At 44.5% G+C, this 16,147-nt stretch carries 15 protein-coding genes; 12 read left to right on the plus strand and 3 right to left on the minus strand.

From position 1 onward, the window contains the following. Window position 1: 1 nt before the first annotated feature. The 10 genes from ACZ5LF_RS04665 (at window position 2) to ccpA (ending at window position 9,835) form a co-directional block, all read left to right on the plus strand. Entirely contained in the window at window positions 2-1,084 is a 1,083-nt protein-coding gene (locus ACZ5LF_RS04665) for a M42 family metallopeptidase (RefSeq protein WP_380569317.1), read from the plus strand. Next, the gene (locus tag ACZ5LF_RS04670) at window positions 1,084-2,073 is read left to right on the plus strand and encodes a PTS sugar transporter subunit IIC (RefSeq protein ID WP_380569318.1); all 990 of its coding nucleotides are present in this window, start codon (window positions 1,084-1,086) and stop codon (window positions 2,071-2,073) included. Before ACZ5LF_RS04665 ends, ACZ5LF_RS04670 begins: the two co-directional genes overlap by 1 nt. A gap of 28 nt (window positions 2,074-2,101) precedes the next feature. Then, window positions 2,102-2,914 carry a DUF1444 domain-containing protein gene (locus ACZ5LF_RS04675; RefSeq protein WP_380569319.1) on the plus strand — a complete coding sequence of 271 codons (813 nt, stop codon included), beginning with the start codon at window positions 2,102-2,104 and terminating at the stop codon, window positions 2,912-2,914. After that, entirely contained in the window at window positions 2,911-3,501 is a 591-nt protein-coding gene (gene ytpR / locus ACZ5LF_RS04680; protein WP_380569320.1) for a YtpR family tRNA-binding protein, read from the plus strand. The genes ACZ5LF_RS04675 and ytpR overlap by 4 nt, the downstream gene beginning before the upstream one ends. 11 nt (window positions 3,502-3,512) lie before the next feature. After that, a complete protein-coding gene (locus tag ACZ5LF_RS04685; protein ID WP_380569321.1) occupies window positions 3,513-5,234 on the plus strand; it encodes a DNA translocase FtsK in 1,722 nt (573 codons plus the stop codon). Window positions 5,235-5,262: 28 nt separating this feature from the next. Further along, window positions 5,263-6,561 (plus strand): UDP-N-acetylmuramate--L-alanine ligase, encoded by a 1,299-nt coding sequence (murC, locus tag ACZ5LF_RS04690; protein WP_380569322.1) that lies wholly within the window; start codon window positions 5,263-5,265, stop codon window positions 6,559-6,561. 86 nt (window positions 6,562-6,647) lie between these two features. After that, a complete protein-coding gene (locus ACZ5LF_RS04695) occupies window positions 6,648-7,211 on the plus strand; it encodes a DUF948 domain-containing protein (protein ID WP_380569323.1) in 564 nt (187 codons plus the stop codon). 14 nt (window positions 7,212-7,225) lie between these two features. Further along, on the plus strand, window positions 7,226-7,705 hold the full coding sequence (locus tag ACZ5LF_RS04700; RefSeq protein WP_380569324.1) for a YtxH domain-containing protein: 480 nt from the start codon (window positions 7,226-7,228) through the stop codon (window positions 7,703-7,705). A gap of 69 nt (window positions 7,706-7,774) precedes the next feature. Next, the gene (locus ACZ5LF_RS04705) at window positions 7,775-8,773 is read left to right on the plus strand and encodes a bifunctional 3-deoxy-7-phosphoheptulonate synthase/chorismate mutase (RefSeq protein WP_380569325.1); all 999 of its coding nucleotides are present in this window, start codon (window positions 7,775-7,777) and stop codon (window positions 8,771-8,773) included. Window positions 8,774-8,845: 72 nt separating this feature from the next. Next, a complete protein-coding gene (ccpA, locus tag ACZ5LF_RS04710) occupies window positions 8,846-9,835 on the plus strand; it encodes a catabolite control protein A (protein WP_380569326.1) in 990 nt (329 codons plus the stop codon). 200 nt (window positions 9,836-10,035) lie between these two features. On the opposite strand, the gene ACZ5LF_RS04715 is transcribed toward ccpA, so the two are convergent. Genes ACZ5LF_RS04715 through ACZ5LF_RS04725 form a run of 3 tightly spaced genes read right to left on the minus strand, consistent with a single transcriptional unit; the run spans window position 10,036 to window position 12,468 of the window. Further along, a complete protein-coding gene (locus tag ACZ5LF_RS04715) occupies window positions 10,036-11,187 on the minus strand; it encodes an acetoin utilization protein AcuC (RefSeq protein ID WP_380569327.1) in 1,152 nt (383 codons plus the stop codon). Continuing rightward, window positions 11,184-11,825, minus strand: a complete 642-nt coding sequence (locus tag ACZ5LF_RS04720; RefSeq protein ID WP_380569328.1) for a CBS and ACT domain-containing protein — start codon at window positions 11,823-11,825, stop codon at window positions 11,184-11,186. The genes ACZ5LF_RS04715 and ACZ5LF_RS04720 overlap by 4 nt, the downstream gene beginning before the upstream one ends. A gap of 10 nt (window positions 11,826-11,835) precedes the next feature. Further along, a complete protein-coding gene (locus tag ACZ5LF_RS04725; protein WP_380569329.1) occupies window positions 11,836-12,468 on the minus strand; it encodes a GNAT family N-acetyltransferase in 633 nt (210 codons plus the stop codon). Window positions 12,469-12,573: 105 nt separating this feature from the next. Here ACZ5LF_RS04725 and acsA point away from each other — a divergent pair, with 105 nt between their 5' ends. Continuing rightward, entirely contained in the window at window positions 12,574-14,286 is a 1,713-nt protein-coding gene (gene acsA, locus ACZ5LF_RS04730; RefSeq protein WP_380569330.1) for an acetate--CoA ligase, read from the plus strand. 101 nt (window positions 14,287-14,387) lie between these two features. Further along, window positions 14,388-16,055, plus strand: a complete 1,668-nt coding sequence (locus ACZ5LF_RS04735; RefSeq protein ID WP_380569331.1) for a formate--tetrahydrofolate ligase — start codon at window positions 14,388-14,390, stop codon at window positions 16,053-16,055. Window positions 16,056-16,147 lie beyond the last annotated feature (92 nt).

The raw sequence follows: 16,147 nt of genomic DNA on the forward strand, positions 1-16,147 counted from the left end.
AATGAAAGTCACAGACAACACTCTCGAAAGAATGAAAACATTGACAGAACTTCATGGCGCACCGGGTTTTGAAGATCAGGTACGTGCTTACATGAAACAAGAAATGGCGCCTTTGGCGGATGACATCATCCAAGATGGCCTAGGGGGCATTTTTGCACTTAAAAAATCCAAAGTGAAAGACGCGCCTAAAGTGATGATAGCAGGCCATATGGATGAAGTGGGCTTCATGATAACCCAAACGACCGACAATGGTCTATTGAAGATCACTCCGCTTGGGGGATGGTCGAATGATGTACTGCTCAGCCATAAGTTTAAAGTAAGAACTTCTGAGGACAGAGAGATCCCCGGGGTTATAGGCAGCGTGCCCGTCCACTTCAGAAAAGGGGACGATAAAGGCAGTATGGTGAAGATCGAAGATATGTTGCTTGATGTTGGAGCAGATAGCCGGGAAGAACTGGAGGAAGTGGGCATCTATCCAGGAGACTCTGTTGTACCAGATGTAGATTTCCAAGTGATGGAAAATGAGGACAAACTTCTCGCTAAAGCCTGGGACAACCGTTACGGCTGTCTGATTGCGATAGAGACGCTCGAGGCACTGGCGGATATTGAGCTTAATTGTGACCTATACGTCGGAGCGAATGTCCAGGAAGAGGTAGGACTCAGAGGGGCAAAAGCAAGCGCCAATATGATAAAACCAGATATCGCGTTTGTAGTGGATTGTTCCCCGGCGAACGACATGATGGGCAAAAATGATGACATTGGCAAATTGGGTGAGGGAACCCTCCTCAGAATAATGGACCGCACAATGATCCTGTCCAAGCCGATGCGCGACTATATGATCAGCACGGCAGAAGAGAACGATATAAAATATCAATACTATCAGTCCCCAGGCGGCACGGACGCAGGTAGCATCCATGTTGCCAATGATGGAGTGGTGAGTGCAGTGGTCGGGATTGTGGCACGTTACATACATACGAGCCATTCAATCATCAACAAGAATGACTATCTCGAAGCGAGAAAGATGCTGATGGAGCTTGTGAAGGGTATTGACGCCCAAAAGGTTGAACAGTTGAGAGGGTACTGATGAGGACGCTCCTTAGAAGATGGTTCATAGATGGCATGAGTTTTATGGCGCTCGGTCTCTTCTCATCGCTGATCATTGGCCTCATCATCGATACCATAGGCACATATATCCCTTATCTTTCAGGTTTTAGGGAGATAGGGGCTGTGGCGATGGGTATGGCAGGAGCTGCTATAGGAGCCGCAATCGGATATGGCTTGAAGGCGCCACCTCTCGTCATCTTCACTGTAGTGGCGATCAGTTACGCTGCCTATGATATGGGTGGGGCTGCAGGCAGTTATATCGCGAGCATTGCCTCCATAGAGATTGCCCGATTATATGCTGGGAGGACGAGAATAGATATCATATTGACGCCGCTGTTCACTCTTATCATCGGATACGGAGTAGCGCGTTTTATTGGACCTGTAATTGGTGATTTCATGACTGGCATGGGCGATGTGATCGTCTTTGCCACAGAGCAGCGCCCATTTGTGATGGGTATGCTGGTAGCAGTCATATTCGGCATTACATTGACGGCCCCATTATCGAGTGCTGCCCTTGCCCTGATGCTTGATATAAGCGGCCTTGCTGCAGGGGCTGCAGTCATTGGCTGTTGCTGTCATATGGTGGGTCTTGCTGTGACGGGGTACCGGGACAATGGTTTTTCTGGCGTATTATCCATCGGCCTCGGCACATCCATGCTCCAAGTGCCTAATGTATTGTTGAATCCATTCATACTTATGCCTCCAATTCTTGCGAGTGCAATCATTGCGCCTATCATGACCGTATTCTTCCCCATGGAAAATAATGCTGCAGGTGCCGGGATGGGCACAAGCGGGCTTGTTGGACAGATCATGACCATAGAAACTATGGGGCCGACGATGGAAGTACTGTTACTTATTCTGATCTTCCAAATTATTTTACCGGCCGTTGTAACTCTGGTATTCTATATCCTGCTTAAACGTATAGGATTGATAAAAGAAGGGGATCAGACACTTAAACTGGGAACATGAGATTAGAATCAGATGCGGAGGTTATTTTATGAATATTTTTCAGCTTAGAGACAGAATCACCGAGAAATTGAAGGAAAAGCGTGATGATTTTAAGACAGCATTTGATCGCGAAGAGGAAATGCTGAGGGTGGAACGCATTGATAATGGTAAAGGATTGGATATCGCATTATCAAAAGCCATAGACAAAGCAAAGAAAGATGATAAATTCGTCGATGAAGTGGTGTATTATATCGATGAAACGCTCGAGCGCATGAAAGAAGGCGAATTGACACTCGATGAGAATGCCATCTATCCTGTTGTAAGGTCAACGAGTTTCCATAAAGAAACTAAAAGTGGGGTACCTTTCATAACGGATGACCACACAAATGAAACAAACATCTATTATGCCCTCGACTTTGAGAAAAGCTACCGTCTGATTGATGAAGAACTGCTTAACTCTTTGGGTATCGATAAAGCAGCTTTAAAGAAACTCGCCTGGAAAAACCTGGAGAAATTGTCCATCAGTTACAAGAAGGATACAATCCAGGAAAATGATTTCTATTTCATCAACCACAATGATGGCTATGATGCCACCAGAATCCTGAATGAAGACTTCCTCGGAGAAATGTACCACAGCATGGAAGGTGAAATGATGGTTGGCCTACCGCATCAGGACGTCCTTATAATCGCGGATGTCAAAAATAATGTAGGCTATGATGTGATGGCACAAATGATGATGCAGTATTTCGCCGAAGGGTTGACACCGATCACGTCGCTGTCGTTCTCCTATGATGGCGACAAACTGCAGCCGGTCTTTATACTTGGGAAACAACAGAACAACAAAAGAGGTAGAGAAGAATGAAATTGACATATAACAGAAAACACGTCGGTGATGTACTGCTTGTTACCTTTGAAAAAACGGATGATCCAATCTATGAGCATCATGATGATGTTACAATCATTAAAAATGGGGACAGGATCATAGGATTGAATATATTCAATGCTTCAAAACATATCACCATGCCTGATGAGGTCAACATAGAGCCCGATGAAAAAATTGTTCAGGAAATCAATAGCCTGCTTGAGAAGAAGGGACTGGAAACAATCCAACCAGATCTATCACCAAAATTCGTAGTCGGAAAAGTGATGCAGAAATCAGCTCATCCGGATGCCGATAAATTGAATGTATGTCAAGTGGACGTCGGTGATGAAACGCTGCAGATAGTGTGCGGGGCACCCAACGTAGATGAAGACCAACTTGTAGTGGTCGCTAAAGTCGGCGCAGTGATGCCTGACGGGATGTATATCAAGCCTTCTAAATTAAGGGGTGTAGAATCGTCGGGGATGATCTGTTCGAAGAAAGAACTCAACCTCGAGGATGATGGTGTCAAAGGGATTTATGTGTTGGACGACAGCTATGAAGTATCACAACCATTTGAAGTTAAATAAGGGTGATGAGAGTGGATAGAGGAAGAAGGAGAAGACGATTCAGTCGTGATTTCGAAGACGACAGGAATCCAAGCGGCGAAAAATTCAGATTTCCGCTGGATCTAGACGACGGGGTGAAGGATAACGAAAGCAGGTCAGATGATTTTGACGAACCTTCAAAAGATCTGATCAGACAACAGCAACAGAAGATTCTGTTGGATGAGCATAATTCCAGGAAACGCCGGCCATCGAAGTTCACGATAAGTAAAGCCCGTGAAGTGCCTTCTGCGATACATGGAACAAAAAAAGATGTCGCGAAAGATCAGAAAGAAGAATCCGAGGCAAAAGAAAAAAAAGATGGAGGCTATGTGTCTCCGCTTGTCGAGGAATTGAAACGCCAGCGCGAAGAACGCGCGCGACGCCAAAAAAAGAAGGCGAAGAACCGGAATAACCAATATCAGGGTCCGCTACAAAAGAAGGGAATGCGAACTGCTTCTGGAAAGCTGACCTACAGCTCAGCTGGAGAAAACGATGGAAACGGGTCTGATGAACAAAACACGGGCAAAGCATCAACTCCTTTTAATGTCATCATGACGCCCTATGACAAAAAGAAATCGCAAAGCGCGCCTAACCGCTCTGTAAAGCGCAGTGGACCAAAAAACACCTTGCCGCCGCTCGAAATTCTGGGACAGCAGCAGGATGCCCAGTATGAGTTGAGGGATGAAGGCCTTGGGGATGTCATCGTTTCAGCGTTCCAAGCCATCGGCGTGCCGACCCGTCTGCGTGATGTCAAGACAAATGGTGTAACCGCCCGCTATGAACTATCGTTGGACCGGAATTTCAGGCTTAATGTAGTCGGTAAGCTAAAAGAACATCTACTGCCATATTTGCCATTTGATGATATGAAGATTATAGCACCGATTACAGGCACATCGAATATCGGGATAGAGTTCATGCTTCCTGAACCTTATCCCATTTCCTTTGCCACCCTCTTTACATCCAGCAGCCTTAAACTTCGTAAAAATGATTATAAGTTTGTCATGGGCAAAACTGTCGACGATCAAATTTTCAGCTTCCTCCTGCCAAAAGCCGGACATATCCTGCTCTACGGTGGAAATGACACAGAGACCTCATCAGTCATCGACAATATACTCGTCTCCCTACTGATGAACCATAGCCCCGATGAACTTCGGATTCATGTGGCTTCTGATAAGACGCATTATGATGCCTACAAGGATTTGCCCCACATGTTCAGCGCACAAAAGCCAATCGGGGACAATACGGTACTGGAAGATGTCCTCAATGAATTGAATAACAGGCATAACCAGTTCAGAAGAGCGAATGTGCGAAACTTGAGCAGCTATAACCAAAGGGTCAGCAATGATGCGAAAAAAAGTGTAATAGCAGTGGTGATTGATGATTTATCTGATTTGTTCGAGTACAATAATCCTGAAGCGATACGGGCAATCGTCCAACTGCTTAAAAAAGGCAAGCCGCTTGGCATGCACTTGATCTTGAACCATTCGAGAAGCGACGTCGGAATCCGATTCGAGCTGCTTCAACAGATGCAGACGCGTCTGTCATTTAGGGATGAAAAGTCGAAGGTGATTGACGGTAGTAATGAACTTGCAGAAGGAAACGATATGCTGGTTCAAATCCCAATTTCCAATCAGCCTGTACGAGTCAACGCAGGTATTTTGACCCCGGAAATCAAGCAGAGGATATTTTCCCACATCAAGGAAATGAGAAAATGAATCAATTTTATGAAAGTGTGGTGGTCTCATGGAAAAATATCATTTTATAGGAATCAAAGGAGCGGGCATGAGTGCCTTAGCACAAGTTCTTCATGATATTGGGCACCAGGTCCAAGGATCCGATATAGAAAAAGAAGTGTTTACAGAATACCAACTTAGAGATAAAGGCATCTTAATATTGCCTTTTAGTGCCGACAACATCGTCGAAGGTGTGACATATATTGCCGGCAATGCATTCAATGATGAGCATGAAGAAATAAAAAAAGCTCGTGAACTTGGGTATCCAGTCATCAGATACCATAAATTTTTATCCGAATTCATGAATCATTTTACATCGATAGCAGTCACGGGGGCCCACGGTAAAACATCGACCACGGGACTTCTCAGCCATGTCATGAATGGGGATGTGGATACTACATTCCTGATAGGGGACGGGACAGGCTTCGGGCTTGAGAGCAGTGAATATTTCGCTTTTGAATCATGTGAATATAAACGCCATTTCCTGAGCTACCATCCGGATTACGCAATTATAACGAACATCGATTTCGATCATCCCGACTACTTCACAGACTTGGATGATGTTATAGATGCATTTTCCGATATGGCTTCCCAGGTGAAAAAAGCAGTCATTGCATATGGTGGAGACCATTATGCACAGCAGATCGACTACCAGGTGCCGGTCTACTTCTATGGGATAGGGCAAGAGTACGACTTCTATGCCGGTAATATAGAGTCAAACAGCAATGGCACGTTTTTCGATGTCTATTTTAAAGGCGAATTCCTGGACAACTTCCTTATTCCCCTCCACGGAGACCATAATGTTTTAAACGCTTTGGCTGTCATAGCCATCAGTTACTTAGAAGACTTGAACATGGCCAATATTAAAGAAGCATTCACCACTTTTGGAGGGGTTAAGAGACGCTTCAGTGAAACCTACCAAGACGGAATGGTGATAGTGGATGATTATGCACACCACCCCCGTGAAATCAGGGCGACTTTGGAAACGGCGAGAAAAAAGTATAGCGGCAGGGAAATCGTTACGGTGTTCCAACCGCATACATTTACAAGAACTGAAAAATTCCTTAAGGAATTTGCAGAAGTATTATCCAGCTCCGATAAGTCCTATATAGTGGATATCTTTGGTTCTGCACGTGAAGACGCCGGCAGCCTATCAAGTCAGGATCTTGTGGCGCTCATACCGGGGGCTGAACTCCTCGATGAAGAAGATATCGGGAAATTGAATATGCACAGAGAAGCCGTAATAATATTCATGGGTGCAGGAGATATACAGAAATATGAGAAGAGATTTACAGAGTTATTATCATAATAGAGATGAAACATGTTTACACCCATATGTTTTGGGTTAATCTTAAGTATGACTAATCAAATATAAATGAATATGGAGGCGTTGGAATGGATTGGCAAATAGTTTTATATATTGCTGCAGGCATTGCTGCAATTGCTTTTCTGATTCTTTGTATCGCACTGGCAGTAGTACTGTTTTCAGTGAAGAAGAATCTGGACCATGTTGCAAAAACACTTGATGGTGTAGAAGGTCAGATACAGGGCATCACTAGGGAATCGACAGATCTGCTTCATAAGACGAACCGTCTTGCTGAAGATGTGCAGGGTAAATCTGCAAAACTCAATTCTGTAGTGGATGCAGTCCAAGGCATCGGTAATTCCATGGGGAATCTTAATGAATCTGTAGATAGAGTAACAAACTCCATCACACATAACATTTCCCAGAATGAAGATAAGATTTCGCAAGTTGTCCAGTGGTCAAACGTAGCGATGGAAGTTGCCGACAAATGGCAGATGAGACAAAAGCGCAACAGTGCTTTTAATACGAAATATTCTACAACAGCGGAAACAGATTCGGATAATCTTCCGGTTGCTGTAAATCGAGCGGTAACAGAAAACGATAATGTAGATGAAGACCGCATTAACGCAGGTCTTGAACAAGATCGTAAATAACAGGAGGTTTATATATGGAAACCTATAACCGTGACCGCCACCTTCATGGTGTTGAAGAGTATGAAGAACAAGTCCATCAATCGACCGGCAGGGATTTTACTGTCGGCCTGGCTATCGGTTTAATTGTAGGGACAGTCGGCGGTTTATTACTTGCACCAAAATCTGGCGATGCGCTTAGGGATGATATATCCGAGCAGACCCAGAAGTTCTCGGAAGGCCTGAACACTGAAACTGGTGAGGGGCAGGGTAGCCTGAAAGATAAGGCTCAAGAGAAGAAGGAAGAGCTCAGCAATAAAGTCAATGAAACCAAAGATGAGATGAAAGCAAAAAAAGGTGAGCAAGAGGAGAAGCAGAGGGTTAAATCCCTTGACGAATCTGCTGTCAAAGCTCAAAAGGATGCAATTCAGGAAGAAGTTCAAGAACCTGGCCGTGACGATGTAAGAACGGTTGATGTATCTAAATTTGAAGAAACACTTGACGGAGATAAGAAATAGTAATAATATGATGGCATTCTTCCACTAACCACATGTACATGCATGTGGTTAATTTTATGAGGTGAAAACATGACTGAACAAAGCAACGATATTGAAAAAGCCATTTTGGATACGGATATTGAATTGCTTGAACTTTTTCAAAAACGGCATGAATTAATGCTAGATAAACCAGCATCCTTCAACATGACTGATCATTTTAAAAGGTTGGAGCAGTTGGCTGGCGATCTCGGTTCACGAGAAGGAATAGAGGCGCTTCTGAATCTTACAGCCGAGGCCAAAAGGGAACCCCCTTTGTTGGTGTCAAGGTCTACCAAAGCCACGGACACTGTTGTGGGAGTCGGCAATGTATCGATAGGTGAAGGTTCTCCTGTACATATTTTCGGGCCGTGCGCAGTAGAATCGTTCGATCAGGTGGCGACAGTAGCAGAACACATGAAACGTAAAGGTTTCGATATTTTAAGGGGAGGGGCGTTCAAACCGCGTACATCTCCCTATGAATTCCAAGGTCTTGGTAAAGAGGGGCTGGAAATACTACTGCAGATCAAGAAGACCTATAATCTGAAAGTGGTCAGTGAGATTGTAGCGCCTGAACATGTTAAACTGGCCGAACCTTACTTGGACATTTTTCAGATTGGTGCGCGCAATATGCAGAACTTCGAATTATTGAAAGCTGTCGGAAGATCCGACAAGCCAGTTTTTCTGAAAAGGGGCCTGAGTGCAACAATAGAAGAATTTATGATGGCTGCCGAGTATATACTTGCAGAAGGCAACAGCAATGTCATATTATGTGAGCGAGGCATAAGGACTTACGAAAAGATGACACGAAATACCCTTGATATCTCTGCTGTACCACTGCTTAAGCAAATGACTCATCTTCCTGTCATGGTTGATGTTACGCATTCAACAGGCGTCAAGGAAATCATGGCAGACTGTGCCAATGCTGCCCTCGCAGCAGGTGCGGATGGCATAATGGCTGAAGTGCATCCAGATCCTGCAAATGCCCTTAGCGATCAAGCTCAGCAAATGACACTTGAGGAGTTTGACGAATTTCATCAAAACATCTCATAACAGTGACTAATTGCTGTTGTTCGTGTTATTATAATACAAAAAGCGCTTTCAGAGAGCGCGCGGGGGTGCAATATGACGGTTACAATATATGATGTTGCCCGGGAAGCCAAAGTCTCGATGGCGACAGTCTCCAGGGTATTAAATGGAAATCCCAACGTTAAACCAGATACCAGAAAGAAAGTCAAAGACGTCATCGAGCGTCTTGATTATCGACCGAATGCTGTAGCACGTGGTCTGGCAAGCAAGAAAACGACAACAGTCGGCGTCATCATTCCTGATATCTCCAATCTATACTATTCCTCTTTGGCAAGAGGATTGGATGATATAGCGGAAATGTATAATTATCAGGTCATCATCACCAATACAGATAATGATCCAGAAAAGGAACGCGATGCCTTTTTGAGCCTCATCAGCAAACAGGTGGATGGCATCGTCTTTTTGGGTGGTGCATTGAATGACGAAACCTTGGATGATATCAAGCGCTCGCATCTTCCTGTAGTCATCTGCGGAACAAGTGAGAAGGATGAAAATCTGCCTTCAGTCAATATTGACTATCACAAAGCAATTAAAGAAGCATCCTTGAAGTTTCTTGAAGAAGGAGCCGCCCAGATCAGTTTTGTCAAGGCTTCCTATTCCGAGCAGCTTGAACAACATATTGAGGAAGGGCTTAAAGCTGCGTACAAAGAAAAAGGGGAAAATTTCAAGGATGAATTGATATTCTCGACTGGTGAAGATTATCAGTCAGGAAAAGAAATATTCGAGAAATTGCGTGCTGTTGAATCTGATGTCATCATTACCATGAGCGATGAGACAGCAATAGGCATTCTTCATGCTTATATGGATGAAGGGTTTAAAGTGCCTACTGATGTACAAATCATCAGCTGCAGCAATACCAGACTGGTCAATATGGCGCGTCCATCCCTATCAAGTATAGCTTTACCGCTTTACGATATCGGAGCTGTCGGGATGAGGTTGTTGACGAAATACATGAAGGATGAACCGATTGAAGAGGCGAATGTCATCCTTCCATACAAAATCGAATATCGGTCCACTACAAAGTAGAAGGACTCAGACAAGCCCTGAAGCGAAAAACGGCCTGGAAATCCTAATTTAGGATTTCCAGGCCGTTTTTTTGACGGTGGATGACAAAATAAAGTTCTAAATTTTTCTTATGTCCATCGGATCGTGATGGGTATGGATATTTGGAATAACCATATTTCAGCTGAAAAATTTACGTAGAAATTACATATACATCAGTATCCCTACTGCTCTTCTATATGGAGCATGGCACGTGAGAGCATGCTCCTGTTTTTTTCATTGATATCTTCCCGCCTGGGGATATCATCATAATCACTGAGATCATCCTCCCAGAGAACTGGGAAGTCAATTGGACATTTGCCTTCATACTTGGCGATGAATGCTTCAGGCAAACGTCCCCGTAAAGGCGGCACACCATTCATGGCAAGCCATATCTGCGCCCACATCCTAGGTACGACCTGCCATAGGTTATAGCCGCCACCACCAACCGCAATCCATTTTCCATCCGTATACTTATCAGCCATTTCATTGACGAACCTCGGAATCTCCTCAAATGTGTTTGAAGTGACTGAAAGATGCGTCATCGGATCCCGGTAGTGTGCATCCACACCATTCTGGCTGAATAATATATCCGGTTTAAATTTAATGATGGCAGCTTCCAACGTTTCCTTGAAGATTTCAAGGAAAGATTCATCTTCTGTAAATGCATCAATTGGAAGATTGACGGCAAATCCAAAACCTTCTTCCGTGCCACGTTCTGTAAGGCTGCCAGTACCCGGAAATAGGTATCGTCCCGTTTCGTGGATCGAATAAGTCATGACTTCATTGCTGTCATAGAATATCCATTGGACACCATCACCGTGGTGGGCATCTGTATCAATATACATCACACGCTGATTATATTTCTGGCGCATATACTCTATAGCGACAGCCGAATCGTTGTAGATGCAAAAGCCGCTTGCTCTACCGCTGAATCCGTGATGGAGGCCCCCGGCAAGGCTCACGGCCTTTTTGGCACGCCCCTCCATCACTGCATCGACAGCAGTCAATGTGGCACCGACCAGCATACGGCTCTTTTCATGCATTCCTTCAAAACTTGGTGTGTCATCTGTGTTCAGGCCATAACTTTCCATTTTTTCAGGAGACAAACTGCCTTCCCCCGCCTGTTTGACCGCATCCATGTAATCCTGCTTATGAACCAGTCCAAGTTCTGCATCAGTGGCATCTCGAGGTTTGATAATGTCAGTTTCATTGAGTTGTGAGGACATGGTGAGCAAGTCGGTTGTCATCTTGACCCGCATTTGATTGAAAGGGTGGGTGGAACTAAAGCGATATTTCAGCAATGAATCATCATAGATATAGATTGGTTTCGTCATTGGCCCATCTCAGAAGGTTCAAGCACTGAAAACCCTTTGTCTTTAAGAGTATCTATGGCTTTTTTCGGATTCATCGCCTGCACCCTGAGAACAATTGTCTTATACCCTTCCTTTTCCTTATTTCCATAGACGGAAATACTGATTATCTTTATGTTGAGATCCTTAAAAACTTTACCGATATCGTAGATGACGCCGGTCCGGTCTTCAATCTCCACTTCTATGATTGAACCGGGTTCTGTTATACCCGTAAGTTCCAAGTAAGTGTTCAGCATGTCTTTTTGCGTGATGATGCCGACAACCTGTTCATTCCTGAGTACTGGTATCGCCCCGATGGAGTAATGATAGAAATCGAGGGCTATCTCTTCCACAAAGTCTAAAGGATGGCAGTAGGTCACCCTTTTTCGCATGATCCTCGATATCGGGACTTTCAACGTAAAGTCAGGGTCATCATCGGACAGTACTGAAGGCAGTGTCAGCTTCACATCGCGGTCTGATACTATACCTTGAAGCCCTCCATTGCCATCGACAATCGGAATATGTCTGAATGAATATGTGCTCATCATATTCAAGGCATCTTCTATAGTATGCTCCGGTGAAAGCGTCTTAACCGGGCTGGTCATAATTCTTTCTACTAGCATGTGCAACCTCCTAGAAAAAAAATCTGTTTTTGAATCTGAGCTTGTCAAACTCCATCATCTGATCATTGGTTATATTTTTACCTATGCGTGCCATCAAGGTATTGGCCGGGTGTCCTGTTATTTCGGGGTCATTCGTCTGAAAGACTTCGAAACCGGAACTTGCCATAAAATCAATCATGAGCTTTTTATATTCATATACATCGAGACCACTATTTTTGAGATCCCAATGCCAATAATATTCTGTAGTCAATATGATGTAATTTTCCATGAAACTGTCTTTCATGGCATGTTTAAGCATCTGTTTGCCGAGACCGAAACCGCGGTAGCGAAGGGTGACTTCAACAGCCCCAAGTTCCATGATATAAGGCAGGTTGCCATCAGACCAACGTTCCATGGGATCCGGATGGTGGAAAGTCACATAGCCTAAGATATGATCCTTGAGGCGTGCAATTATAATCATGCCTTCTTCAAGCTCTGCAATCTCTTTTAATGCATCGAACTGTTCAGCAGGACGGCGGAATGCATCAAGACCATCATCATATGTGAACTGCTCGAGTTCTTTTTCGGTCAGCGGTCCTTCTATGATAAATGATTGGTTTTGCGTGTCATATTCCTCTTTATTATATGCCTTTATGTGACGCAAAAAGAAGACCTCCTGGAAAGTTATTTTAATTATTTTGAAATGTGCTACTATTCTATTATATAATAAGAATTGTAAAAGAGAAAACACAAAAGGGGAGTTAAGATTATGGAAGTGGAACTTTATGAAGCAACAGATCAAAATCCTAACTTGAAGGATTATGAGGAAGCGGTAAAAAATCATGATTGGAAAGAAGTCGAGAAGAACTTCTCCTGGTATGAAACAGGTAAATTCAATATGGCCTATGAAGCAATCGATAAACATGTGGAGAATGGGCGTGGGGATAAAGTAGCGCTCCATTATAAAAATGGAGATGAGAAATCGTCGTTTACGTTTGAAGATATGAAGAAGACTTCGAACAAAGCAGCGAACATCCTAAAAGATGAAGGTGGAGTTGAAAAAGGGGATAGGGTGTTCATCTTCATGGCAAGAAGCCCTGAGCTATACTTCACACTGCTGGGGGCACTCAAACTTGGGGCAATCGTTGGTCCATTGTTCGAGGCTTTCATGGAGAAGGCGGTAAGGGATAGACTTGAGAACAGTGATGCAAAAGTCATTGTAACAACACCTGAGCTGCTTCCAAGAATTCCGGTGGATGATCTGCCTTCCTTGGAAAAAATCATCGTCGTAGGGGACGATGTAGAAGATAAATACATCGATTTCAATAAAAGTTACAGTGATGCCTCGGAAGACTTTGAAATTGAATGGCTTGATAAGGAAGACGGTATGATCCTCCACTATACAAGTGGTTCGACTGGCCAGCCAAAAGGTGTATTGCACGTGCAGTATGCAATGGTCCAGCACTATATTTCCGGCAAATATGTTCTCGATCTTAAAGAAGACGATGTATACTGGTGTACAGCGGATCCAGGCTGGGTAACAGGAACTTCCTATGGAATTTTTGCGCCATGGTTGAACGGGGCCACAAATGTTGTAGTAGGGGGAAGATTCTCTCCGGAAGCATGGTATGGAGCTATAGAAGACCTCAAAATCACCGTCTGGTACAGTGCACCTACAGCATTTCGCATGTTGATGGGGGCAGGAGATGAAATCATCAATGATTTCGATCTATCCTCCCTGCGCCATGTGCTTTCTGTAGGTGAGCCGCTTAACCCGGAAGTCGTCAAATGGGGCATGAAAGTATTCAACTTAAGGATACATGACACATGGTGGATGACCGAGACGGGCGCCCATATGATCGTCAATTTCCCAGCCATGGACATCAAAGGCGGCTCGATGGGTAAACCACTACCTGGAATCGAAGCTTCCATCATTGACGATGAAGGCAATGAACTGCCAGCGAACCGCATGGGTAACTTGGCGATGAAGAGTGGCTGGCCGGCAATGATGCGCAAAATATGGAAGAACGATGCAAAGTATGAATCCTACTTCATTGGTGACTGGTATGTTTCAGGAGATTCTGCATATAAGGATGAAGATGGCTACTACTGGTTCCAAGGACGTGTGGACGATGTCATCATGACTGCCGGTGAGCGGGTCGGGCCATTTGAAATCGAATCCAAGCTGGTGGAGCACCCGGCGGTACAGGAAGCGGGAGTCATCGGCAAGCCAGATCCGGTAAGGGGAGAGATCGTCAAAGCATTCATTGCGGTGCGTGAGGGATACGAGCCGACAGAAGAGTTGAAGGAAGAAGTTCGCAAATATGTCAAAGAAGGTTTAGCGGCGCACGCTGCACCAAGAGAGATAGAATTCAAAGATAAGTTGCCGAAGACACGTAGCGGTAAGATCATGAGACGTGTATTGAAAGCCTGGGAGCTTGACTTGCCTACAGGTGATCTTTCTTCAATGGATGATGATTGATCATTGATTGCCTCTGATGATTTCAGAGGCAATTTTCTGTGAATTATGGCATAATGGATATGTAATGAGGACACGATGATAATTAAGAGGGAGATGTAAATATGGCACAATTGACTGATCAGCAAATTGCCGCAGAAGTGGATATCAAAGGTATCGAAGAGATAGCTGAAAACGCAAAGATCCCCCACGATGCTCTCGAGATGTACGGAAAATATAAAGCTAAAATTGATATACATAAAATAGAAGGGAATGAGAAGGATTCAAAAGTCGTACTTGTTTCAGCAATGAATCCAACCCCGGCAGGGGAAGGGAAATCGACTTGTACTGTAGGTTTGGCGGATGCATTCAATAAGCTCGAAAAAAATGTGATGGTTGCATTACGCGAACCATCACTTGGACCTGTTATGGGGATTAAAGGTGGAGCTACTGGTGGCGGACGCGCGCAGGTACTTCCGATGGAAGAGATAAATCTTCATTTCAACGGAGACCTTCATGCAATAACTACTGCCAATAATGCACTTTCGGCATTCATCGACAACCATATACACCATGGAAACAAGCTTAACATCGATCCAAGACGCGTAACATGGAAGCGTGTACTCGATATGAATGACCGTGCCTTGCGGCAAGTCGTGGTCGGACTTGGAGGCCCTTCAAGAGGGGTGCCAAGGGAAGACGGTTTTGACATCACCGTAGCGAGTGAAATCATGGCGGTACTCTGTCTTGCAAGTAACCTGACCGACTTGAAAGATAAATTATCCAAAATTGTTTTCGGCTATACTTATGACAGGGAACCGGTGACAGTAGGACAGCTTGAAGTGGAAGGTGCTTTGGCACTGCTGCTGAAAGAAGCAATCAAACCGAATCTGGTGCAGACGATGGAAGGTACGCCGGCATTGATCCATGGCGGACCATTCGCAAATATCGCCCATGGGTGCAACTCACTCATAGCAACGAACACTGCCAGAAAACTTGCAGATATAGTAGTTACCGAGTGCGGATTCGGTTCTGATCTCGGTGGGGAGAAATTCATGAACATAAAAGCCAGGAAGGGCGAATTCGCTCCGGATGCCATTGTTCTGGTAGCGACTATCCGTGCATTGAAGATGAATGGCGGAGTGGCCAAGAGTGACCTTGGGGAACCGAATGTCGATGCATTGAAAGAGGGTATCGTAAACCTCGAGAAGCATATAGAAAATGCACGCAAATTCGGGGTGGAACCAATCGTGGCAGTGAATGATTTCGTCACCGATACAGATGAAGAAAGGGATTTTGTGCTATCCTGGTGCAAATCCAAGGATGTAAGAGTCTCCTTGACTAAAGTCTGGGAACTTGGTGGAGAAGGGGGCATCGAGCTTGCAGAACAGGTGATGGAAGTACTTGATGAGCCTCAGAACTTTAAGCAGCTATATGAAAATGAACTGCCGATTGACCAGAAGATAGAGAAGATCGTCACTGAAGTCTACGGGGGAGACGGTGTAATCTTCACGGACAAGGCTAAGAAGCAGTTGGCTGAAATTGATCGTCATGGCTGGGGCGATTTCCCTGTATGCATGGCTAAATCACAATATTCGCTAAGCGATGATCCCTCACTCCTCGGTCGTCCGACCGGATTCAAGGTTACTGTCAGAGAAGTGATTGCCAAAACAGGAGCGGGCTTCGTAGTAGCCCTAACCGGGGATATCATGACCATGCCAGGACTTCCAAAAGTGCCTTCTGCAGTTAACATGGATGTAGATTCGGAGGGTAATTCAAAAGGACTTTTCTAACACTTGAAAATGTGGAAAACATTGGAAAGTGAGCTTTGGAACCATTGATATGAAAGAAATGTTGTGTTGAAGGGCTGGTAGATCAGTCCTTC

Source organism: Salinicoccus siamensis (assembly GCF_055391965.1).